The sequence below is a fragment of the Dehalococcoidales bacterium genome (assembly GCA_028716225.1).
GTDB lineage: Bacteria > Chloroflexota > Dehalococcoidia > Dehalococcoidales > UBA5760 > UBA5760.
Window position 1 is genome coordinate 17,875 of the sequence record JAQUQE010000015.1, and the last position, 20,865, is coordinate 38,739.

Here is a 20,865-nt window from a genome sequence, read left to right on the forward strand (position 1 = left end):
TCAGTCCACGTCGAAGTCTACCAGCATATCGATCACGAACGTGCCCGGATCGCCAGTCGTGCTCACCGTCACGTTTTTGGGGTCGAAGTCGAAATGACTCGCAATCCATTCTGCCATGGCGTCTGGGTCTTCGATGGTCCCCAGCGCGTTCACGATTATTGTCCCCTCCATATCCGCCGGGTTGAAGTCGAACTTGTCGAATGCGAACGAAATGCCCTCGAACTCCTTTGTCAGCTCGTTGACCAGATCCGTGGACGCCCATCCCTCTGTCTCGGTTTTCAGCGCGTCGTAGACCCCACCCATGAGGTCACCCACCACATCACCGAACGCTTGCTCCCCTATCTGCTTCTTGGCCTTGCGCGGTGCCTTGTGGCTCTCTCCAAGCACCTGCTTCGCAACCGAAGTCAAGGCATCCGAGACGCCGGACAGGTACTTCTTGGCCATCTCGTCGTCCGAAGACGCGGCAAGCCCCTTCAGAAGCTGAACCATCTTGAAGAAGTCCTCTTTGTCCCGGTAATCGGTATCGCGCAGCGCCTCGATGGTTCCTTTTACATCACCATCGTCGCCGTCTTCTTGCTCGACGAGCGCCGGACGCCCCGTAATCTCGTACTGAACCCCGGCCAACTCACACAGATCGTTCATGTCAAAATTCGGTCGTTTCATTCTCTATGTCTCCTGTTTTCAATCTCCCCGTCCCTGCATTCGTCTTTCTTTACGTTTGGCGTCCGACAGCTTTATGGGCTTCCAGTATTGATCCCGCTCGCAGCCAGCCCCGGCCAACTCACTCAGCGAAAAATACCCCAACTCATCGTCGCCAAGCCCCATGACGTATCCGAAGAATGTATCCTTCCCATCGAACTCCGTCGCCAGCCACGTCCCAGATCCTCGAGGATAAAAGAACTTCACCCACACCGTCGGGTCCGGGTTGTTCTCGTTCGAGTACAACGGTGGAAGCCGCTTTCGGTCAACAGATGTCAACAGCTTTTGCCAAGCCCCCTCGGATAACACGCGCTCAATTGCCTCTACTAGCTTTCCCATATTCCCTCTTAAATCGGATCAAGAGCCGTCAGTTCAGTAACGGCCTCAGGTTGAATTGTTAGCTCCGAAATACTCACATCAGGTGAATTGGCGTCAAAATCAGACGCCGATTTGTACGCCGATGGTATACACCCCCACAGTAACCACGCCTTACCCGGTAAGAACTCTCCAATCTCAAACGGATTCTGTATCCCGCTGCTGTCGAACTGCTTCCCAATGCCAGTCACCGGATCAATATTGTACAGATTGATGTTCGTATAGCTCAACAACAAGAGATGCCGCTGTGTCGTCTCTAGCCCGGTCAATGCCCGATACATCCACTGCCACATAGTGTCGTCGAATCCCCGCACGCCTCTCGATAATGTAATCGGAGACATCTCTCCGCCTCCATAAGAGTATTTCTTGAACATCGAGTTTAGCTGCGTGATGGAATCGACCTGTGCTGAGTATTCAGGCGATGAAATTGCAGAGAAGCCAAAGAACGGAGCACCAAGAACATAGAACGGTGGAGCCATACTCGGAACAAGGTCGAACAGCCAGAAACGATAAGACTGCATGAAGTCCAATATTCTGTTTCTGGCCATCCAAAATCCCCTCGCCGTTCTTTATGCCGCCTGTCCGGGGAAGATATCGAACTTCTCGATAGCAATCGTTGTCTCAGCGATGGACACCTCGCTGGCTGTCGCATCGAAATCCCCCACCTTGGCCGTGGTCGCGAAACATTCCCCGCATTCGATCCTGCGGTGCTTCGACTTGTCCGTCGTGCCCGCAACCGCATCCGCCATCTCGGTCCTCTGATAGTGCCAGATCGTAACGTCGCAGCGGTACTCTTGACCATTCACCGACGCCATGACCATCTGATGAAACGCCGTGTCCCTCTTTGTGATGCCGCGCATGAGCGACAGCTCGGAAACGGTAGGCGGCCCTGGGAACTTCATGGCCCAAATCGAATTCCCCTCTCGGTACTCGGCAACCTCCACCGACAACTCCGGCATCGTCACCTGATTGAATCCGGCCACCGCTTTCGCCTCGTAGTTATCACGATCTGACGCTGGGGTGCTCTGGAAAAGATCCACACCGCTCGCATTTGCAGATGTGACATGGTATCGAAACCCCTGCATCATATCGGTCTTCGCTGGTCTCATTTCAATCTCCTTATGGCCGATCCATGCCTGGCGGCCTATTGTCCCTTCCAAGCGACGGGAATTCGTCAAAAACTGCTATATCCCAACCATTGCCCAGGATAAACACCAACTGCCCATCGGCAGTCAATGCTTGCAAGCTTTTCGCCTTGAACTGACATCCGGGCGGAACGAATATCCCAGGCGCTTCCCATTCCGCATATCCGTTCCCGGCTGTCAAGGTGATGTTCCCTACAAAGGAATCGTCGCCATCCCGGTCAACCACAAACAAGTCGATACCGGTTACCCCAGGCATCGATACGTACACTCGCTGGACCGTAAAACCTTCGTGAGCAATCGCTTCCGCAATATCGATGAGACCTCCGTCGGTCAGATCGCTATATTTTCGATAGCGGCCTCGACGAATCGTCTCGCCGGAATCAACAAGCGGAGATCCTACTGGAGCAACGCCAGATAAGGCCCCCCCGTTCAGAATACGATGTATCAGAACAGCAGGTATAGTATTGATCGCTCCCATCGGTCACCCGTATCGGTTACGCCGCCGCAGCGATAACCTTCTGCTGGAACCTGAATACCAAGAACTCACCCGGCACGTTCGCCGCGATTCCAACATCGCAAAATACGATGCCCTTCTTAACTGTAGTATCCGGGTTATTCGTGCTGTTGCAGATTACAAAGTACGCTTCTGCCGGTGTGTCTCCTGCCAGGTATCCCGAGTCGAACAGACCCTTCAAGAATGTCGATACCTGTGTATCGATCTTGCTCCACAGCGTCGGGCCATTGTTCTCGAAGATGTGCACATGCGTCGCGTTGAACACCGACTTCTCGACGAACATGAACAACCGGCGTTGTTGGATGTACGGCCATTCGCCGCCAGACATGTCGAGCGTCCGCGCTCCCCACACCACGCGCCCTGTATGCGGCCACTGAACCAGCGGGTTGATCTTGTTCTCGTACACGATACCGCATTGCGTCTCGGTCAGATCGGCCTCCAAGCCGACTGCCCACTGAATCGAGCCCTTCGCCATGCCCGCCGGTGCCTCGCCCACGTTCCGTGTCGAGTCTGTCCGCGAATAGATACCGGCAACGTGACCTCCGCATGGGATATCGAGGTTCACGTCCGTTATCGGATCGCGCACCTTGATGTGCGGATAGTACAGAGCTGCGCGGCTCGTGTACTTGTTGAGTTGGAACTTCTTCCAGGTCACCGCCTCCTGATACGACAGCCCGTGCGGAACCGTCAGTACCACGAACTTGTCCTTGACCAACTCCGCGTAATCAATCAAGGCCCACGAAACGTAGGTGTCCGTCTGGAAGTCCGCCGCAACGAGTGTCATCATTGCGTCCACTTTTCCGAACGCGAACACGCCCTCTTGGTCTACCGCCAAATCCGGGTCCACAACGTCCGCGCTCGTGATGTCCGTGCCGTCAGTCCCGCCTGTCAGGATATTGGACAGCTCACTCACCGGATTCGTGTAGTAGTTGGCGACGGAGCTGTACACGCCGGGAACTCCAAGACTCGGGTCGCTTGTAAGCTTCCAAGTGGTCTTTACCACCCCCGTCGTGTAGCTGACAGTATTCACGCCGTTCGTATCGAGCTGATACTTCGTCGGGACTCCGGCGGTCTGTGTCGCCGACAAAGCCAGGTTTCCGTTGGCGTCGTCCTCTACTGCCACGGAGTGATAGTAGAGACAACCTAACAAGATTGGAATACCTACCGCCAATTCATTCCCGGTGAAATCCAAGACGTTATTGACATCGGTTGGGCTCGCAATCTGCCCTGTGGTGTAATTGATCTTGCCAACTACTGCGTTCAGAGTTTCCGGATCTAACGTCAGATTCCCAGCCCCGTCATCGGTAATGTACTTGGTGCCAACACCATCGACGTTGACCTGCATACAGACCGTTCCGGGAACTATCCTTGCCGGATTTGACGACGTTCCGGGCGAAATCACGCTCTCCGTAGCCGTGTTGTGCCCCATTCCGATCTTCACCTTCGGGCTAACCAGCATATATTCATCGCCAGCCACGGGTGTCGACGGCCCACCGTTGATGTCGACAAACGTGATACTGGTAGCCGTATTGTTAGTGATCACCGCCGACCATCCCAGCGTCTTGTTGATCAGAACATATCCCATCAAGCTCGTAAGGGGCCACGCCTTTGTCGTATCGTTCAGCGTACCGGCCGCACCGCCTGTTGCCACGCCGCTGTCGTACTCGACGTAATCCGAAAACTGAAATCCCAACGATACAGTCTTTTGGAACGGAGCGTCCGCCAACGCATATTGCCATGCCTTGATCGTGCCGTCGTATGCCACCGGTGGTGTCGCAGTGCTTCCCTGCGGAACCCTCGTAGCAGAAAAATCTTCGGCAATAACCTGAGTTCCCTGCAGGTCTTGCGGATTGCCGTAATTGCCGTAGTCAATGACCTCGAGATTGGAAGACCCAGAGCCGTCGGCATTGATCACGGTGGTTATATAGCTCGGGCTCGTCGGGTCATCGAACACGAGATCCGCCCATGTCTCGACTGTCTCCCACGCTGGATTCAGCGCATCACCGCTCACGTTCTCGTCCAGCATCACATCGAATCTCGTCCACCGCGCCTCGGCCTGCACCAAGTAGTCATCGCTGCCCGGATTGATCCGCACGCGGAAGAAATTCCCGGCCTCACCCGGCCACGCCATCTGGAACCGAAACACGCGATACGTATACGTAGCCTGCATACCCGTAGGTATGTACAGAGTCGGGTCGTTTATTGTGAAATTGATTTCCCCGGTTGTGAGATTGATCGTACCCGACCCACCAGCCGCGATAGCAGCCGCACCCGAGTTCACCGGGTCCACCGTGAGATTCCCGTTGGCATCCGATATGAAAACATATTCGTTGTCGGGAATGGCTGCGTTCAGATGCAACGAAAATCCAACGTGTGTCAGCGGCGTCTTCTCCAGTTGCCTGCTGTAGATACCCGTAGGCTCGAGGTTTACAGCCAGGGCCTCTACTGTATCGGCCATGAGATCCCAAGCCGCAGCATCCGCATCGCTCGCAGCAACACGGACAAAGTACATGATGCTCCCGCCGTTTGCGAAGAAAGCATACGCCTCATGCGCCGCAAGACCCTTATCCGAGAATCCGCCAAACTGTCTGACGTATTCCGGGAAGCTGGTCGAGATAGTGGGTTGATTGACCGGGCCTCGGGGTGAGTACCCTACGAGACCGAAGTTAGATGTCGAGACGCCCGCAATCGGACCGGGACCGCTCGGAACCTCCTGGATATATACACCGGCATGTGCAAAGTCGTTCATTTCTTACTCCATGTTGCCAAGCCGAATTATCGGCGTCTCTTGCGTATCTTGCCAGAATCAACATCCTTCAACTCCTCATCTTGGTCAACATTTTCAGAACCAACTTCATCAACAATCGGCGTTTCTGTACTTTCCGCCGTCTTTTCCACGGAAATCTCCGCTTCCGCCTCGGTCAGCTCAGGCGGCTTTATTGATACCGGCGGGATTCCCGCCGCTTTCGTCTTGCCCTTTTCGGCAAACCGTTTCGCCAGCTCCGATTTGCCCAGCACATCCTCGATCTTCTTCTGCGGCACCGGCGCTTCGGCAACCGACGGTGCACCCGGAGGACGCCCTGTAATACGAAGCTGTCCGCTACGAATCAGAGCCGCTACCTCCACCGTCTCTTCCAAGATTTCAATCTTGGTATTTGGACGCACCGACTTCGACAGACCCTTTTTCACAGGTATCGGCCGAACGGTTTTACCCGAGTAGTAATACCACATAGATCAAGTCCTCCCTTCAACACCCGACTGAACCCGCAAGCGTGGATCGTACATCGAGGAATAAGGCACATCCTCCCAAGTATCGATTTCCGCACGAACCGTAAATGACACAGTGGACGACTGTGTACGGTCAGCGATGTCAGCCAATTCGGATGTATTTGAAAACGACATCTCTCCTGCATCATAATAACGAACGTCTCCAAGACTGTCTATTACTTTAAAACAAAACCACGGTGGTCTCATCTTGACCATGACGAATTTAAGCATCCGGTTCGACTCCATCGCCCGCCGTCCGTGGATCGTCAAGTCATAAGTGATGTCATACGGATCGCCCCGAAGCTGCTCAACATATGCAGACCATCCCACCATACCGTTCGCCAGAACAATCTTCTCGGCTCCCGGCGCTGGCGCTCTGGCAACCGTCCCCGTCAACGGCTGGCGCTCGTATGCAGGAGTGTAGTCGTTCTTCCTGAAAACAAACGATGGAAGAATAAAATCCTGGTACGGGTCTTCGGGCGCATCAAAAAACACCGGAATTTTACCCTGAAAACGTTCCAGGTCTGTATCGACACCCGGAACCTCTACTACGTACTGATTTCTGGATTCGCCGTCTATAACGAACTGACTCAGCTCGGCACCGAGACTCAAAAAACATCCGAGATCAAAGTCTCGTATATCTACCGTTCCAAGAATCGTCATCCGATGCCTAACTGCAAAGGTAGCGCACTTGAGTGCGCGTAGTCTCTACTCGCCTTCGCCCGGCTCCACCGTTATCGCCCCAGCCTCGGCCGCCTTATTGATGAAATCGAACGCATGGTCCACTTCATCACGGCTCCGCTCGAGTGCACGATGGAGAAGGTCATTCTCTACCCCCTGCAACGCCGTATTTAAGCTGTTCAACTTATCAGAATCTTTTACTTTTTTCTTATCGCCGGACATCTTTCACCTCTCAGCTATAAAATTTTCGACATTTTTCTGGCAAATTCAATGCCTTCCTTAACAATTGACGAGTCTACTGTATCAGAATTTTCTGGCAATGCGAATTGATTTTTGCCCGTCAATATGTACTCAGTAATCTTCCCTACGCATTCCTTGGCGTATTGGCGCGTAGCCTGGAATGCCGGTCTCCATACCGGCTGTGACTTTTTCCCGTCCATTCCCAGCTCGCGCCTCAACACATCGTGCCCCAAATCAGGCGTTACCGATAAACCTATCGCGTGCTCGAAATTACCTATCTCTGGCGCAGCCGCACCCGCATCAACAAGCTCTCGTTCAATCTTGTTCTTGTTCGCATACAGACGCTCGGCAATCGCCGTCAATTCGTCAGGACGCGCCGTTCGAGAGAAGACCTTTGCTTGGCCTCTTTGGACCGCGACAGGCACCAATGCCGCTGGCCACGGACTATACCGCCCAAGAACAACCACCCACGCTGGTGACGATTGAAGAGGAACAAAATATAACGCAGTACTCGATGCGTTATCCACCGTCACATCTATTTCCGACTTGTCCAGGTAGATCGCAATGACATCCTCGGTCTGTTCCTCTTTTAAGATCGCAACCCGCAAAGCGTCCCCGTAGTCTATTTCTCCGCTGCCCACGGTAGCTTTGGGATGTAGCTTCTTGATCTCATTCAGCAAGTAATTGCCAACATCAACCAAAAACATGGATTTTGCCTCGTGGTATCGAGAAATCCATTTTTTTTTGGCGTTCTGTAGTGCTTTTTTGCTGTTTTTAGAGAGCCTAATGTCGTAGCGGCCGGTCACTACTTGGTAGCTTTCAATTCGGGATGCCCTTTGCGGCCACGGAGAATCGTGGATGCCTGCGTTCCGCGTTCCTTGCCAACGACCTCGAATCCCTTGGCCAGATCCTTGGCGGCTTCCTCGGCTGCGTTGTCGAGCGCGTGCATCATCTTCACGTCCTTCTCCCGAGACGGACGGACGCCGACTATCTTTTCGACCATATCCTTCCACATCCCGTATATGACCGAGTAGTCCGGCATCGGATACTGAATGCCCGTCTTCTTGTCGAGTTCCCACTTCACGCCGATACCTTTATTGAGTGCTTTTCCGAGCGCATCCTGCCAAATCTCCTTGGCAACTTCGACAGGAAACTCAAGAATCGGTTTTGGCGGCTTATTCATAAGCGTCTTCAGGATGACCGTCATCATCTCATCAGCCGACGGAGTAAGCCCGGATGCGCGACCACGCCACCCGCGAGGCACCAACGCATACGACGGCTCGTCTATGGTCCCCACGTCCGGAGTCACGTTCTTCTCCTCCGGCGAAATGGCATAGGTCCATGCCTCGTTGATCCATTTTTGCACTTCCTGGATCGCCTTTTCTTCTCCGATTTCCTTGGACAACCCCTCAATGAGCAAAGCCACCCATTTGACGCTCGTCCCTGGCCCCCAGCCTGCAGAATCCTCGGTCAGGTTCACACCCTCCCAGTTCTCCTCCAGCTTCGCCGCCGCACCCGAAGCCTTGGCATCGCCACGAACGATTCCCTCTATTTCTTCAATCAAGTCCCTAAAATTGCCCATGGTCCCTCCGTCTAGGCGAATTCGCCTGTCACTTTGAATGTCACCGTATTTCCTTTGCCCGTCCATCCCGGCATCTCAACGTAAGCCTGCAGGGAATACTCGCCTGCCTGGTCGAAATCCCCGGCTCGAACAACATACCGTATCTTTGTCGTTTCGTAAACAGATCCGTGCCATGTAACCCGCGTACCATCTGGCTTTTCTACCAAGAGATCCCGCACCGTCGATGTGGAAATATCCGAACAAGTATCGACGATGATCTCGGTCCCCACGTCTCCAACGTAGTATTTTCCCGGCAAATCACAATTTGAGCACACAGTCATCGTATCAATTCCACAAGATTTAGCTTGGATGTCAAGTTGATATTTTTGCCGATAGCGGATGTCTCAGCCATGGTCCTCGATACACCGGAATTTAAATCCATCACCATCCCCAACAGGGAAACCAACAACAAACGCATTTCAAGCTGTGATGTCAAGCACAGTTTGTCTGTCTCTTCCATGGTGATACCAAATCGAGCCTTCGGCTGATTTTTGAAGTCAACCGCAACAGTTCGCGCCACACTTTCGCAAATCCCGATACCCCGTATCCACGGGTAGCGATCAAGTGATTTGGCCCAAGTCCACGGGTGACAATGTGATTCAAACTGTTCGCCTCCGTTCAAAAACACGCTCCATGGACGGCAAAGAAGCCTCGTCATACAGATTGAAAACAAGTAGCTGCGTAGTCGCGTCGTCATCGTAAAAAATCATCTGGTTATCGACTATCCGCCAACGCCCTGTCTCCACCTTGCGAACGATAGCCAAGTCGTCCTGCAGCAAAATCACCCGCGAATGTACATCCGCGAGCATAGCCTGCTCGGCAATATCTCTGACAATCAAATCTTCGGCAACCAGCGTCTCTTGCCCCCGGCTATCTACCAAGTCGTATTCAACGACGTATTGGCCGACCGGCAATGCCGCAGGAAGCCAGTTGTACCGCCACTTTGATCCCCCCACATGCACCAAAGGAGTCGCCGCCAGAATGTCAACCTCACTACCGCTGACAATACTATAAACACGGACAGTGCCGCTGACAATATCCGTCTTCTCAGACCCGTCTGGATTCAAGCCGTATAGCTGAAGAACGACAAGGCTTTGGTCCAAATCAGCGAGCACTTATGGCACCAGTCGACCCATCCTGGCCCCGCACTTGGGGCACTCTATTTGACCGCACGGCTCGCTCGTTTTGTGTTCCTCTTCATAGCCGCAATTGGGACACTTGCAGATTCCACCCGGACCAAGCCCCGCTGCGTCCTGTTCGATTCTCTCTATCAACTTTCTCATTTTTACTCGCCTTTCACTTGGATCTTCGGCGGGCTCGGCAACTGAATCAGCGCATCCCCCCGCACGGTTTGGACAATCAACATAGTGGCCAGAGCGATTCCCATCGCAAACGCCACCAGCAGCCAGGGTATCCACCGAAAAGCTGTGCTACGCAAGGCAGCAACATCTTTTGCGGCCATCTCCTGCATCCGTATCGCATGTATATCAATGACCTTGCTATCATCTGCCGATCTATCGGTAATCATGTCCTTAAAAGCATTCAAACGCTTGATATGGTGCCAAATACCCCGAATCTGCGATTCAGCGCCGCATGTATCTTGCTTGCGTTCTACGACACGAATACGCTCCTCGTGCCGTTCCAGTCGTCTATCATGCTCGGTGTGCTTGGTATCAAACGCCTTGATTATGATGGTCTGCTCAGCAATCGCCTTCTCAACCTGTACCATCGATTTGGCCAGCGCCCTGTTGCTTTCCGACAAGTCGGAATACAACCTATACAAACGCTGAACATCTAGATCGTTCGATTCATCCTTTTTTAGCATTTTTGAGCCCGTTTATCTCTTCTGTGAGCGAAAATGCAGCATTTACCAAATGCTCCAACAGTTTCCTTTCCTGTTGGCCACTGACACTCAACTCGGCAAATGCCGCGACTATTCGTTCTTGACTAGCTGTTAAGCTGTTTGCCAAGTCAGCCCACTCCTTCGGCACCATCCAAGCGTATTGCCCATCCGGATTGCGGACATCGTGCATCCTGTACAACCTTGCCACAATACATAAAGTAACCACCCCTATAATAGATATCAAAATGACCGTTCCGAATATCACCCAACTTACGAATTCGTGATCCATTTCAAATACCTCAGAATTTCGTTATTGAACTCGCCTGTGCGCTGCCCCCCGAAAAATCCAACAGCAGCCTTGAGTTTTCCGTGTACCTTACGTATACGTCCCCGTCTCCCACTATAGGAACCACTCGTTCCTTGACTACTACCTTCTTCATCGCCAGCACACCCTTTATCTTTTCCATACAGGTCACACCATCCGAGCACTGTCGGTTGCAAACCCCCAAAGACCGGCCCCCAATCGCCAGCGTCGCATCCGAAGACTTCCCACAGATCAAGCAGAAAGCGTGCAAATACCCTTCCATTGGCCCCTTGTATTGAGGGAAAGCCCTACCCATTGCAGGACCACCGCAGTCCTTCCCGCAAGAAACCATGCCCCCTCCTGGCCTGTCTAGCGCATCGTGGTAATGCTCACACCATGCACATACAGCATTCAATCCAGTATCAATCAAGCGTTCAGCCATTTCAGCAGTAATCATCCTACGCCTCCAATTTCCGCTCGGGCACGAATTGACTTCTGCGCTTCAGCTCGAACCGGTAACCAATAGTCACCGGCGTACCCAGAACATTCCCGCTGGCACCAACACGAACCACATCCCACCATTCGCCAAAAACATATACCACGTCCCCTTCCTTCGGAACGCGATTGTTCATGCAAACCAACCCAGATTCAGCAATCGCGCATACCCAATGAGTCTTGGACATGCTCATGATCGCATCGTACTCGACGACTTTCCCTTCGGAACGCACCGACGGCGTTCGATTATCTGCCTCCACGTATTCGACAGCACAAAGAACGTTCAGCGGAGAATCGCCACTTGCAATATCCGGGCAAAAATTCCAGGACATCTTATGCGTTTGCGGTGTCCCCCGTGGCGACCTGGGATTCGTCCCTCCATACAAAGGATCGTTATCCGGCTCACCATACAAAGCGTCCACATTTTTGCCGCGATTTAGTGAGTAATATTCCGCTGTCGTCCCAGACAGCTCTATCCGTTCAGCATCTTGCGCTGCTAGATATTCGGCGTCCTGAGCCCCGTAGATATTGCCCCGGCCTTTGCACCCCATCTATCCCTCCGGTGGAAAGGTCAGACGCTATATTTACGCCGCAACTCCATCAAGGTCGACATGTCAAAGACGGACTCTTCCTTGCCCGCGATTTTGTTACGCATTGCCTCGGCAAGCGCCCTTCCGAGCGGCAGGTCAAGCCCTTCCAGTTCCGATCCGTCCCAGCACCGTCTGTTGTCACCCGCTTCTCGAGCCGCGCGTCCGCACGGATGGCTGGTAGAGCCGTATTTCCCTAAAATACCTTTGCCATCTGCCGTCTTTCCCTTGCCCGTGAATTTAAGCTTTGTCTTCGCTATCGCCCAGGAACCGCCCTTTTGGCCAGCAGCTTTTTTCACGCCAGCAAACTTTCCGTCCTTGTCATGAAACGGATTGCCCATGCCGGGTTTGCGTTTCGGAGCCCCCGCCACCTTGTTGTACGTTTCTGACAGCGACTTCGATAGATTGACGACCAGCGCCTCGAACGCCTCTTCGTCTTCCTCGTCTTCGAGAACCAACTGATCCTCGTATACGAGGAGCGCCGCCTCTATGATCTCCGGCTTGGTCACGATGACATGCGGCATGAACGCCACCGAGTGCTGTCCCTCGATGTCCCGCAGCACCACCTCGCCGGGTTCGAGCAGCTTGGATTCGACGAAGAAGTAGTACATGTCCTCGGCATCTTCGTAATCCTCGAACCTGAAAATCAGTTCAGAATCGCTGTCCTTGCCCTGTATCGGCACCAAGGGATGACCGATATACTGGTTGTTGTAGGAAGAGACCGAATCTTGAACGCGCTCATCGATCCGCTTCATGGCCTCCCGATAGTCGCGCACACCAATCGCCTTGCGATCCCCCTCGCTCAGAATCTCTTCCGTCTGTTGTTTGAATTTCTCAATGAGTTCTCTCATCTTTTTACCTCCAGTTACCCGGTCATTATACTCGTAGGATGGTATGATTTTCCAAAAAGAGCCGACTCTTCAGTCCATCCTCTTGCCAGTCTACTATAGACCATCTTATAATTTACACCAAGCTCTTCCACCCATTCAACAAGCGGTTTTGAAACCCCAGATATAGATATAATTCTGTTATTGCTTCTGTTTCTGTGCTGGACAACCCATGTTGACCATTGACAATTTTCAGGACAATAATCACCATCGTTGTCTATTCTATCCAAAGTATGATTTCGACTCGGCCGCCTTCCCATGTCCTCAAAAAAGAAAGCAAAATCTTTCCACCGATCACATACCCCTATCCCTCTTCCTCCGTAGTGAATAAATTCAGGATGAGTAGGATATAAACATCTATATTTCATATTTTGCCAAATTTTGTATTCACTAGAACCACTCATGCCATGTGTAATTCTTCCTTTTCTATGTAAACATCCACAGCTTTTAGTGCATCCGTTTCTTAGGTTTTTTAATGATACAATTTTGGTATTCCCACAATCGCACTTGCAATACATCATTCTAAGACCATTGAGGTTTTCTGAATCTTGAATTACAACAAGATTTCCATAGCGATCCCCTCTTTTTACAATTAATCTAGTCATCCTGTTAGAATTCCTGTCGGATGCGACATCTGGCGAACCTTTTCCTCGATGTTTAGCTCAATCGTTTCGGCATTAGCGTACATGGTATCGCCGTCCATCGAGAACGCCCCCGTCGCACTTGGTTTCTCAGGAAACTTCATCCTTATATTCGCCAGCGTTTTCATTGCTTTCGCCAATGCGTATTGCCGAAACAAATTCCATTCGTAAGGCCGCAGGTAGTGGTAGTCGAAACATCTTGACATATAAACAACCATGACCCGCCTGGTATCGCTGTTCAACGGCGACAGGATCAACATCTGCCTCGAATGGTCCCACTCCCAATCCTTGTCTGCGCTTACTATAGCCTTGGCCGATTCTCGGTACATCATGTACTGGACAATACCGGAATACCCTCCGCGTCCCTCATACACGTACTGAAAAGGATTGATCTCCACATCGGCCCACCCAAACACATCGTGCAAACCATCGCCCTGGGAATCAAAATATACATCTACCACGCTTCCAACATCAGGCCCAAGCAGATCCGCAGAATACTCAACGGTTCCAGGTTGCACCAAAAGCTCCACGGATCGCACGCGACCCACCCACTGCATCCAATATTCTTGCGCTTCCGTGATTGCATCTTCTAGCTGATCGTCAGACAGCTCTACGCCAACAACATCGCAGCCAAGCTTACGCAAAAGCCACTCTTTTAGCTTCACCGTAGCTCGGTCGTCACGCCAATCTCTACCGCAATTCACCGGCATATATGCCTCACTTAGAAGACGTTACTGAAAGCCTCGTACTCTTCCGGGCTCAATTTGTTCTGAGCCTCTTTCCGAATAACCCCGGACATCTCGCGCCGGAATTCAATCAGACCAACAGACATGCCACCAAGCAGCATATGGATTTTGCTCACATGTTCCATAGCCTGAGCAATCTTCTTCAACCCAACCAGCTTTGCCGCCTCGATGACGAACCCATTGTGATCGTTCCTATCTTCCATGTCAGACATTTTGTCCAACGTTTTCAGAAATTCTTTGTCAACAGCACCAGTGCCTTGTAGTCGCTCAATTATTTTTTTCATGACCCCGCCTTTTTTAGAGATTTACCGGCGAGTATCCGGTAAATAGCCCTTTGTATTCTGGCAGCCGCAACGTAAACCTCTGTATCCTTAACGTTGACCCTCTTCAACGCCTTGACCACGGAATCACCTATCTCAGACATAACACTATTGAGCTGTTCGGAATCCATCTGTGTTGTCGCCACAACCGCCTTCCTTATTTCGCCTGGCAATTTGTCGACATCCACCGAGGAATCAGGATTGGCCAACGGCATTTTCTCGACAGGATTCTCCGATTCATCATCTTCCTTTTCGTCATCGTCCCTATTGTCTAGCTTCTCCGCCTCAAACATTGGAACAGCCTCTCCGAGAGACTTTAGCTTTGAAGCTACGCGGTCATCCGGCCCCGAAAGAATTGCATCCGCAGCTACAATCGTCGGGGTTTCGACTAAAGGAACAAACAAATGGAGATCGCCTCGATAAAAAGCCCCGTTATTGAGAGACAGACCAAACGGAGAAGTAGCCACGACCTCCCCTGTAGCCACCGGCGATCCCATGAGCGTCACTACGTCGATCATCTCTCCGATACCTATTGCACCGAAATCGACCGCGCCATCCAGACGCCCCTCATGCAACACCCTCGACATCTCGGCCCCCTATCTGTTTTTCTTCTTTGCCTTCGGCGAGCCCTTGTCCTTTTTATGACCTGGCTCTGGTTTCAGACTAACCGTGTCATCTTCGTCTGGGATATCTTCCTCGACAACTTCCGGTTTTTCCGTTTCCATCTCGTTAGGCACTTCCGGCTCGCCTGTCGGGACAGATACTGGCGGCTCTACGACAGGAACTTTCTTGGCCTCGGACTTCGGCTCTGGAAACACGTCGATCATTGCTGACCACGCACTCAGATCCAGATCCGTATCCACGACCTTGCCCGGCTCCATGACGACATCCTCCATCGTTGTTATCACGGCACCATTGACAACCTTAACCCTCGTGCCTACGAACGCCTGTTTCTTCTGCCCACGCTTCAAGATGTATTTCATTTTCTTCTCCTCAAAAAAAAGGGGCCGGGCCGATACCGACCCAGCCCCTCTGGTCAACAAGCTACCAACCCGCTACTACGGGGTAGTGACTACCGTCGGCAGACCGCTGACAGTGATCACGCCGTAGTATTCGGCCCGCAGCATCTTCGTCGCGTACCGCGTCCGCACGCCCTTGCGGAACGTGAAGTCGTCGGGGTCCATGAACGTCGGAGTGACCTGGAGCGGCACGTAAGGTGCGTACACATACCCGGCATCGAGGAAGTTGCGTCCCTTCAGACCGACGAGAACCTTGGTCTCATCCATGAACGGGTCCACGTAGACCGCCCACTTGCGGAGCAACGTTCCAACCCTGCTGATGCCGTAGTCCGCCGTGAGTGGACCGTAGGCCGTCGGCTGGATGTTCTGTTCGATAGCCGCGTAGTCACCGTGCGTCGAAAGCTGATCGAGGAGTGACTGAACGGCCGGTCCGCACACGATGAAGTTCGCCGGTGCGCGTCCCGAAGTCTTGTGGATACGGGCCGACATCGCGGAAATCTTCGTGAGCAGGTTGCGGATCGTCTCGATCTCGCCCGGAATCGTCGCCGAATAGGTATACGTCGCGGTGTGCTGGGCACCCTGGATCAGGTCATCGATGATCTCGCGGTCCACCTCGAGCATGACCTCGTTGGAGAATGTGGATACGATCTCGGTCTCGACTTCCATGCCATGCAGCGCCCGCATGTCGTCCACTGCTTCGACCGTCCATCTGGCTTTCAGCTTGCGGCTCTCGGCCTGCACGGTATGCAGCGAAATGTCCAAGGACACGCTGGGGATCTTCGCTCCACTCGTCTGGTACACCAACTCCCAGTTCACGTAGTATTGGAGGTAAACGACCGTGTTGCTCGCGAAGTTGGACGCCGTTCCGCCGGTTCCCTTCGGTGTGATCGCCCAGTTTCCGTTGGTGATGCTGAAGGTTCCCACGTCGTTGCTGTTCGCGTCGTCGATGAAGTGACCGGCGTTGTTCATGGTCGCCACAACCTCGAGCGGAGCAAGCGCGTTATCCGCGTCGAGAATCCGGTAGAACGCCTTCACCGTGAACGTCCGCTGTCCGAGCGTCCCGTTGTCGCGGATCGGGGACCACTCTGCCGTGTCGCAGTTTGCAGACCCCTGGTTCAGCGTCGCAGTCGCCACGCCCGTGTTCGTGCACACGGCGTCGTAGTCGATGAACTCGGAGCTGTAGTAGCGTGCGAAGTTCGGCTGCATACCGTCGCCCGCGTTCAGCTTGCCGCTGTACGACATGTCCGTAGGAACGCCTGTCAGACCGTTCGGCGTGACCTTCGAGCCCTTCTCGTCGGTGTATTTCTTCTCGTAGTAGAAGATACCGGATACCGGCGACGGCATCGGCTGGACGGACACGATTTGATTGGCGATCAGGTTCGGCCACACCCGGCGAAGGATCGGGAAAACGTACTTGGTGAAGTACCCCGTGTTTGTCGAGAGCGTATCCTCGTTCAAGGACTTGAGATGGTCCATCTGGTTCTCCAAGAGAACCGCCGTCACCTTCTTGATGTACGGCAACTGGATGGGGTCCGTGTTGTCGGTTTTCTCCAGCAGTTTTGCCCACTTCTTGATGCAAGCATTCGCGTAACCCGCGTCGTGGAGACTCCGGGGTCCAGCCTGCTCAATGATTTGTCTCGCTTCTGACTTCATAGTCTGGCTCCTATAGAAAGTTGTTTTCAGTCAATGGATGGCTGAATCCCCGCCAATACCGAAAGCTCATCCATGTCTTGTCCAAGCTCATTGATTCGCTTTCGATTGTGACGCTCTTCACCCTCCTCTTCCAACCGCATCCTCGAACCGGTCTTTCCCTTTTTGACCCTATCGAGCATTTGATTGAGAGATTCGTCTGCCATCCGCCTTACCCCGCGCTTTTCCACCAACTCATCAACGACTGAACGGTCTTGGACATTTTCCATCAATCCAAGCAACTCTCTACCATTTGGCAACCCAGCAACCTTTTCGAGCTTGTAGGCTTGCAGCTTTGCTTCTTCAACTCTGCGATTGGAAGATTCCTGTATGGTCCGTATCCGCTCTTCGGCCTTTTCGGCCTTGGCTTGCGCCTCTTCAAGCAGATCCTCTACTTCAGCAATCTTCTCGTTCGCTTCCTTGACCTCGGCAATCCGCTGTTCGTCTATTCGCTCGGCCAGCTTTGAAGCTTTGAGCACTCTACCTTCCAACTCATCAACCTTGCTTTCAAGCAGGGCGATTTTACCTCGCAGTTCCGCGTTTTCTTCGCGTACCCGCGCTTCATCCTTTGATACCACGTCGTCTGCAGCAGGAAGATCCTCTAGTATGGCATCCAACGCCACCTGGACATCTTTCACGTTCTCGAACGTCCGGTTGAGCATGAGTTTACGAATCGATTCCGCCATCGGATGTCCCGAAATGGCCCGCTCGATATGAAGACCATGCGCGGCCATCTTCGCCATAGACAACGCCTTATCTCGCTGCTCAACGGCCTCCGCCACTTCCAGCTCTTTTGCCTTCATGGCGTCACGTACCACTGCATCACTCAGATCCGTGCGATATTCGGAGACCAGATCGGCTATCGCCGCCAACACAGCCTTTGCACCGCCGATCTCGGGATCGCTACCGATCTCTTCACGGAGTTGTCTTTCGAGCCCTTCTCGCTGTTCTACCAGTGCATCTTTCAACTTGCGCTCAAAGTTCTCGGACAGCTCCGCAACCACGGATTCCCTAAGTGCTTTGGCGTCCTTGTCATCCGCCGACTCCGTGAGTGCACCTTCGCCACCCTTCAAGGATTCGGCGATCTCTGGAAACTCATCCATGAACATCTTGGCGATTGAGGGATCATCCAAGTCCTCTGTGTAGATGGCTGGCACTGCCGACCTCACCGCCGGGTCCGCGACGAAATCGTAGGTTTTTAACGAAAAATCGTCCTGGACCACCTCAGCCTCGTTATTGCCGTCCCCCGGCGCAGTAGAGCCAAATCCTCGACTGGAAACGCCAACCTCTATACCCGCATCGATCAGGGCTTTCAGAATCTTGCCTTCCGGTGTGCCCAGTATTTCGGCTTCGCCAATCACAATGCCATCTTTGATTTTCAACGACGTTATCACATGACTCGCCCGCTTCAAGGAAGTTCGACCGTCTTGCGGGTGGTCTAACTCACCTAGCACTCGGCGTCGTTTCATATCCGGTTCGAGCTTCTTTATTTCCCGAAGCATCAGCTTCTCCGGATACGTCCTGCCGTTGTCGGTCGGAGTACCTACCCGGCCGAATTCGCCTCGAGCTATGAGCTTGCCACCCGTGCCCTCAACCAGAGCCAGTTTCGACGGAATTGCCTCAACCAAAAGAGTTTTGCCCATCTTATCCCCATTTTCTCCAGCTCTTGTGCCGGAGACCTGATTTTCGAGCAAGTGGGTTGCGGTCGAGCTTTCGGCTCGCTTCGGGACTGATTTTGCGATCCGTTTGGTTGCCATCCATTCGCGTATGTTTGCGTTGCGACTCAAAACCAACCAACTCCAATCTTCCCGAAGTGTACGCCGTTCTCCTCTTCCGCTTACCACTCGGCCTCGGGGCCGCCAGTTCCTCTGGCAAGCGGCCTACTCGTTTCCCAGCTCTCCGTCCTCGACCTTGGCAAAGGACTTGGTTATCAGCTTCAATACCGGTTCCAGTTCCGCGATGAATTCGTTGTCGTCCATCACGTCCTCGTCGAGCCGTCCGACCTCGAAAGCGTCGATCAGCGTATTTGCCGCATCCTCGTAGATTTCGTACACGGACTTGTCCGCGAACTCCTCGTTCAAGAGATTGAGGATCACAATGACCCGCTCTACGATCTCGTCCCGCAGCCCCGAGCGCGAGGTAGTCATACCCTCTGTTACCTGCATCAGCTCTTGCGCGAACGGCGACATCAAGCTCTCGCCACGCCGCCTGGCCAAGCGATCCGACCTCATGATCGACCTGCGACCGCTTCCCATGCGCCGCCACAGCTTCTTCAGGCGACCCTCTCGTTTGAGCTTGCCGACCGATCCGACCGCCGCATGGGACGGTACACAGGGACGCCTGCCCGGCCCCTCTCCGATGGCACGTTTACCCGTCGGGCACTTGAACACGGTCTCCTTGGTCATGGAGCCGGAACGGTATTTTCTCATCCGCTTCGCCGCCCCGCCCACGATCTTGCGAACCACGCTCTCCGCCATCTTCCGCAGCGCCGGGTTGTTCTTGGGAAGCTTCTTGAGCTTCAGCTCGGAAAGCAGCTCGTCGAAGTCTTCCTTCTGCATGGCCTCGAACGGGAGAGCATCGATCCGGTCCAGAAGCTCCTTGGTGACGTATGGGCCGTCGATGGGATCGTTGGCATCCTCTTTCTTGACGCCGCGTTTCCGCTTGGACTCCATCGGTTCTTCTTCCTCATCGTCATCGGTCCAGTCGTCCTCGCCGTCGTCATCCTGTTCCTTGCGGATTTTCCGCTTGGCTTCTTTCACCGCACGACGTTTCTTGGATTCGGTTTCTACCTCGTCCTCTTCTTCGTCGTCGTCGCTATTGTCCCAGCCGATGACCTCCTCGCCGTCCTGCTCCTTGCGATACCGACGGACACTCCGCTTGCGCGACTCGGACTTCTCTTTCTCATCCTCGTCGTCGTCTTCACCGTCTTGCTCGGATTTCTTCTCGTCGTCTTCGGAATCATCCTGCTCGCGCTTCACGGACCGACGCTTTCTGGACTCGTATTTCTCTTTCTCGTCATCTTCTTCGTCGTCTTGTTCGGACTTCTTTTCGTCATCTTCTTCGTCGTCTTCGCCATCTTGCTCGCGTTTCAGCGACCGCTTGGCCTTTCGGCTTTCTTTCTTGACCACGCGCTTGCGCTCGGTCTTTTCCTCGCCGTCTTTCTCGTCATCTTTCTCGCCGTCTTGCTCTTCCTTCTCATCCTCGTCATCGTCGCCGCAGCCTTGCTCGGATTGCACACCGGCCCGGCGAGCGGTTTCGTTCATATCGATAGGAAGACCAAGTTCGCGGAAATCCTCTTCCAAAGTCGTTCTCACTACAGGCTGTTTCATTTGCATTACTCCTTGCTTGTTGGCAGTGCTCGACCTTTCATATACTCGAACACAATTGCCATGGTTCTTGCTCGGTCGGCCAATTGATCATGTGCCTTCGCAATCATGGGCAAACCAGAACGCCCAAACAACTTATCGGCCTTACCAAGCAAGTCAACAACGACTTGCGATTCAGCAAGCAGCGAGTCACGGACGGCACCTAAAAACTCTTGTTTCTCCCCAAAAGACAAGCCCGTGCACCCCGTTGAAACTTCGGCGAACACAGACCTTAAGATACCCATGGATTCTCTGATCTCCTTTTCAAAGTCAACCAGTCGGGTCTCTGCAATCTTCGCGTAGTACGTCTTCGGCACGCGCCCCTCAATCTCCCGAATCCGCCCATGAAGGGATGTCCTGATTCGGTCGATATTGGCCTCGTACATTTTCGTCCAGTCGTTTTCTGCAATAGACTCTTCTATTTTGG

The 20,865-nt window shown here is 53.2% G+C and carries 29 protein-coding genes; all 29 read right to left on the reverse strand.

Going from position 1 to position 20,865, the window contains the following annotated elements; all coding sequences use genetic code 11:
* The gene (locus tag PHI12_09050; protein MDD5510946.1) at positions 1 to 663 is read right to left on the reverse strand and encodes a hypothetical protein; all 663 of its coding nucleotides are present in this window, start codon (positions 661 to 663) and stop codon (positions 1 to 3) included.
* Positions 664 to 681: 18 nt separating this feature from the next.
* A complete protein-coding gene (locus PHI12_09055; protein ID MDD5510947.1) occupies positions 682 to 1,038 on the reverse strand; it encodes a DUF2958 domain-containing protein in 357 nt (118 codons plus the stop codon).
* An 8-nt stretch (positions 1,039 to 1,046) separates the two neighbouring features.
* Positions 1,047 to 1,622 carry a phage tail protein gene (locus tag PHI12_09060; protein MDD5510948.1) on the reverse strand — a complete coding sequence of 192 codons (576 nt, stop codon included), beginning with the start codon at positions 1,620 to 1,622 and terminating at the stop codon, positions 1,047 to 1,049.
* A 21-nt stretch (positions 1,623 to 1,643) separates the two neighbouring features.
* On the reverse strand, positions 1,644 to 2,252 hold the full coding sequence (locus PHI12_09065; protein ID MDD5510949.1) for a phage tail protein: 609 nt from the start codon (positions 2,250 to 2,252) through the stop codon (positions 1,644 to 1,646).
* Positions 2,194 to 2,697, reverse strand: coding sequence for a hypothetical protein (locus PHI12_09070; GenBank protein MDD5510950.1), 504 nt, complete (start codon positions 2,695 to 2,697; stop codon positions 2,194 to 2,196). Before PHI12_09070 ends, PHI12_09065 begins: the two co-directional genes overlap by 59 nt.
* A 16-nt stretch (positions 2,698 to 2,713) precedes the next feature.
* Complete coding sequence (locus PHI12_09075; protein ID MDD5510951.1) at positions 2,714 to 5,482, reverse strand: phage tail sheath subtilisin-like domain-containing protein; 2,769 nt, start codon at positions 5,480 to 5,482, stop codon at positions 2,714 to 2,716.
* 26 nt (positions 5,483 to 5,508) lie between these two features.
* A complete protein-coding gene (locus tag PHI12_09080; protein ID MDD5510952.1) occupies positions 5,509 to 5,964 on the reverse strand; it encodes a hypothetical protein in 456 nt (151 codons plus the stop codon).
* 3 nt (positions 5,965 to 5,967) lie between these two features.
* A complete protein-coding gene (locus PHI12_09085) occupies positions 5,968 to 6,663 on the reverse strand; it encodes a hypothetical protein (protein MDD5510953.1) in 696 nt (231 codons plus the stop codon).
* A gap of 45 nt (positions 6,664 to 6,708) precedes the next feature.
* On the reverse strand, positions 6,709 to 6,903 hold the full coding sequence (locus PHI12_09090; GenBank protein MDD5510954.1) for a hypothetical protein: 195 nt from the start codon (positions 6,901 to 6,903) through the stop codon (positions 6,709 to 6,711).
* Between the two features lie 14 nt (positions 6,904 to 6,917).
* Positions 6,918 to 7,727 carry a hypothetical protein gene (locus PHI12_09095; GenBank protein MDD5510955.1) on the reverse strand — a complete coding sequence of 270 codons (810 nt, stop codon included), beginning with the start codon at positions 7,725 to 7,727 and terminating at the stop codon, positions 6,918 to 6,920.
* Positions 7,727 to 8,503 carry a hypothetical protein gene (locus PHI12_09100; protein MDD5510956.1) on the reverse strand — a complete coding sequence of 259 codons (777 nt, stop codon included), beginning with the start codon at positions 8,501 to 8,503 and terminating at the stop codon, positions 7,727 to 7,729. The genes PHI12_09095 and PHI12_09100 overlap by 1 nt, the downstream gene beginning before the upstream one ends.
* Before the next feature lie 11 nt (positions 8,504 to 8,514).
* Positions 8,515 to 8,823 (reverse strand): hypothetical protein, encoded by a 309-nt coding sequence (locus PHI12_09105; GenBank protein MDD5510957.1) that lies wholly within the window; start codon positions 8,821 to 8,823, stop codon positions 8,515 to 8,517.
* Positions 8,820 to 9,164 (reverse strand): hypothetical protein, encoded by a 345-nt coding sequence (locus PHI12_09110; GenBank protein MDD5510958.1) that lies wholly within the window; start codon positions 9,162 to 9,164, stop codon positions 8,820 to 8,822. The genes PHI12_09105 and PHI12_09110 overlap by 4 nt, the downstream gene beginning before the upstream one ends.
* Positions 9,142 to 9,657: a hypothetical protein gene (locus tag PHI12_09115; GenBank protein ID MDD5510959.1), complete on the reverse strand. Its 516-nt coding sequence runs from the start codon at positions 9,655 to 9,657 to the stop codon at positions 9,142 to 9,144. Before PHI12_09115 ends, PHI12_09110 begins: the two co-directional genes overlap by 23 nt.
* On the reverse strand, positions 9,658 to 9,825 hold the full coding sequence (locus PHI12_09120) for a hypothetical protein (GenBank protein MDD5510960.1): 168 nt from the start codon (positions 9,823 to 9,825) through the stop codon (positions 9,658 to 9,660).
* Positions 9,826 to 9,827: 2 nt separating this feature from the next.
* The gene (locus PHI12_09125) at positions 9,828 to 10,367 is read right to left on the reverse strand and encodes a hypothetical protein (GenBank protein MDD5510961.1); all 540 of its coding nucleotides are present in this window, start codon (positions 10,365 to 10,367) and stop codon (positions 9,828 to 9,830) included.
* A complete protein-coding gene (locus tag PHI12_09130; protein MDD5510962.1) occupies positions 10,351 to 10,674 on the reverse strand; it encodes a hypothetical protein in 324 nt (107 codons plus the stop codon). The genes PHI12_09125 and PHI12_09130 overlap by 17 nt, the downstream gene beginning before the upstream one ends.
* Before the next feature lie 10 nt (positions 10,675 to 10,684).
* Positions 10,685 to 10,852 carry a hypothetical protein gene (locus tag PHI12_09135; protein ID MDD5510963.1) on the reverse strand — a complete coding sequence of 56 codons (168 nt, stop codon included), beginning with the start codon at positions 10,850 to 10,852 and terminating at the stop codon, positions 10,685 to 10,687.
* Positions 10,853 to 11,147: 295 nt separating this feature from the next.
* Positions 11,148 to 11,735 (reverse strand): hypothetical protein, encoded by a 588-nt coding sequence (locus tag PHI12_09140; GenBank protein MDD5510964.1) that lies wholly within the window; start codon positions 11,733 to 11,735, stop codon positions 11,148 to 11,150.
* A gap of 20 nt (positions 11,736 to 11,755) precedes the next feature.
* Positions 11,756 to 12,622 carry a hypothetical protein gene (locus PHI12_09145; GenBank protein MDD5510965.1) on the reverse strand — a complete coding sequence of 289 codons (867 nt, stop codon included), beginning with the start codon at positions 12,620 to 12,622 and terminating at the stop codon, positions 11,756 to 11,758.
* A gap of 14 nt (positions 12,623 to 12,636) precedes the next feature.
* Positions 12,637 to 13,263 carry a hypothetical protein gene (locus PHI12_09150; protein MDD5510966.1) on the reverse strand — a complete coding sequence of 209 codons (627 nt, stop codon included), beginning with the start codon at positions 13,261 to 13,263 and terminating at the stop codon, positions 12,637 to 12,639.
* A complete protein-coding gene (locus PHI12_09155; GenBank protein ID MDD5510967.1) occupies positions 13,260 to 14,003 on the reverse strand; it encodes a hypothetical protein in 744 nt (247 codons plus the stop codon). Before PHI12_09155 ends, PHI12_09150 begins: the two co-directional genes overlap by 4 nt.
* A gap of 17 nt (positions 14,004 to 14,020) precedes the next feature.
* Positions 14,021 to 14,329 carry a hypothetical protein gene (locus PHI12_09160; protein ID MDD5510968.1) on the reverse strand — a complete coding sequence of 103 codons (309 nt, stop codon included), beginning with the start codon at positions 14,327 to 14,329 and terminating at the stop codon, positions 14,021 to 14,023.
* Positions 14,326 to 14,952: a hypothetical protein gene (locus tag PHI12_09165; protein ID MDD5510969.1), complete on the reverse strand. Its 627-nt coding sequence runs from the start codon at positions 14,950 to 14,952 to the stop codon at positions 14,326 to 14,328. Before PHI12_09165 ends, PHI12_09160 begins: the two co-directional genes overlap by 4 nt.
* A gap of 9 nt (positions 14,953 to 14,961) precedes the next feature.
* Entirely contained in the window at positions 14,962 to 15,348 is a 387-nt protein-coding gene (locus tag PHI12_09170) for a hypothetical protein (protein ID MDD5510970.1), read from the reverse strand.
* Positions 15,349 to 15,423: 75 nt separating this feature from the next.
* Positions 15,424 to 17,037 carry a hypothetical protein gene (locus PHI12_09175; GenBank protein MDD5510971.1) on the reverse strand — a complete coding sequence of 538 codons (1,614 nt, stop codon included), beginning with the start codon at positions 17,035 to 17,037 and terminating at the stop codon, positions 15,424 to 15,426.
* Positions 17,038 to 17,063: 26 nt separating this feature from the next.
* Entirely contained in the window at positions 17,064 to 18,860 is a 1,797-nt protein-coding gene (locus PHI12_09180) for a hypothetical protein (protein MDD5510972.1), read from the reverse strand.
* A gap of 93 nt (positions 18,861 to 18,953) precedes the next feature.
* Positions 18,954 to 20,402: a hypothetical protein gene (locus PHI12_09185; protein MDD5510973.1), complete on the reverse strand. Its 1,449-nt coding sequence runs from the start codon at positions 20,400 to 20,402 to the stop codon at positions 18,954 to 18,956.
* Positions 20,403 to 20,407: 5 nt separating this feature from the next.
* The coding region (locus PHI12_09190; protein ID MDD5510974.1) for a hypothetical protein at positions 20,408 to 20,865 on the reverse strand (458 nt) is incomplete at its 5' end.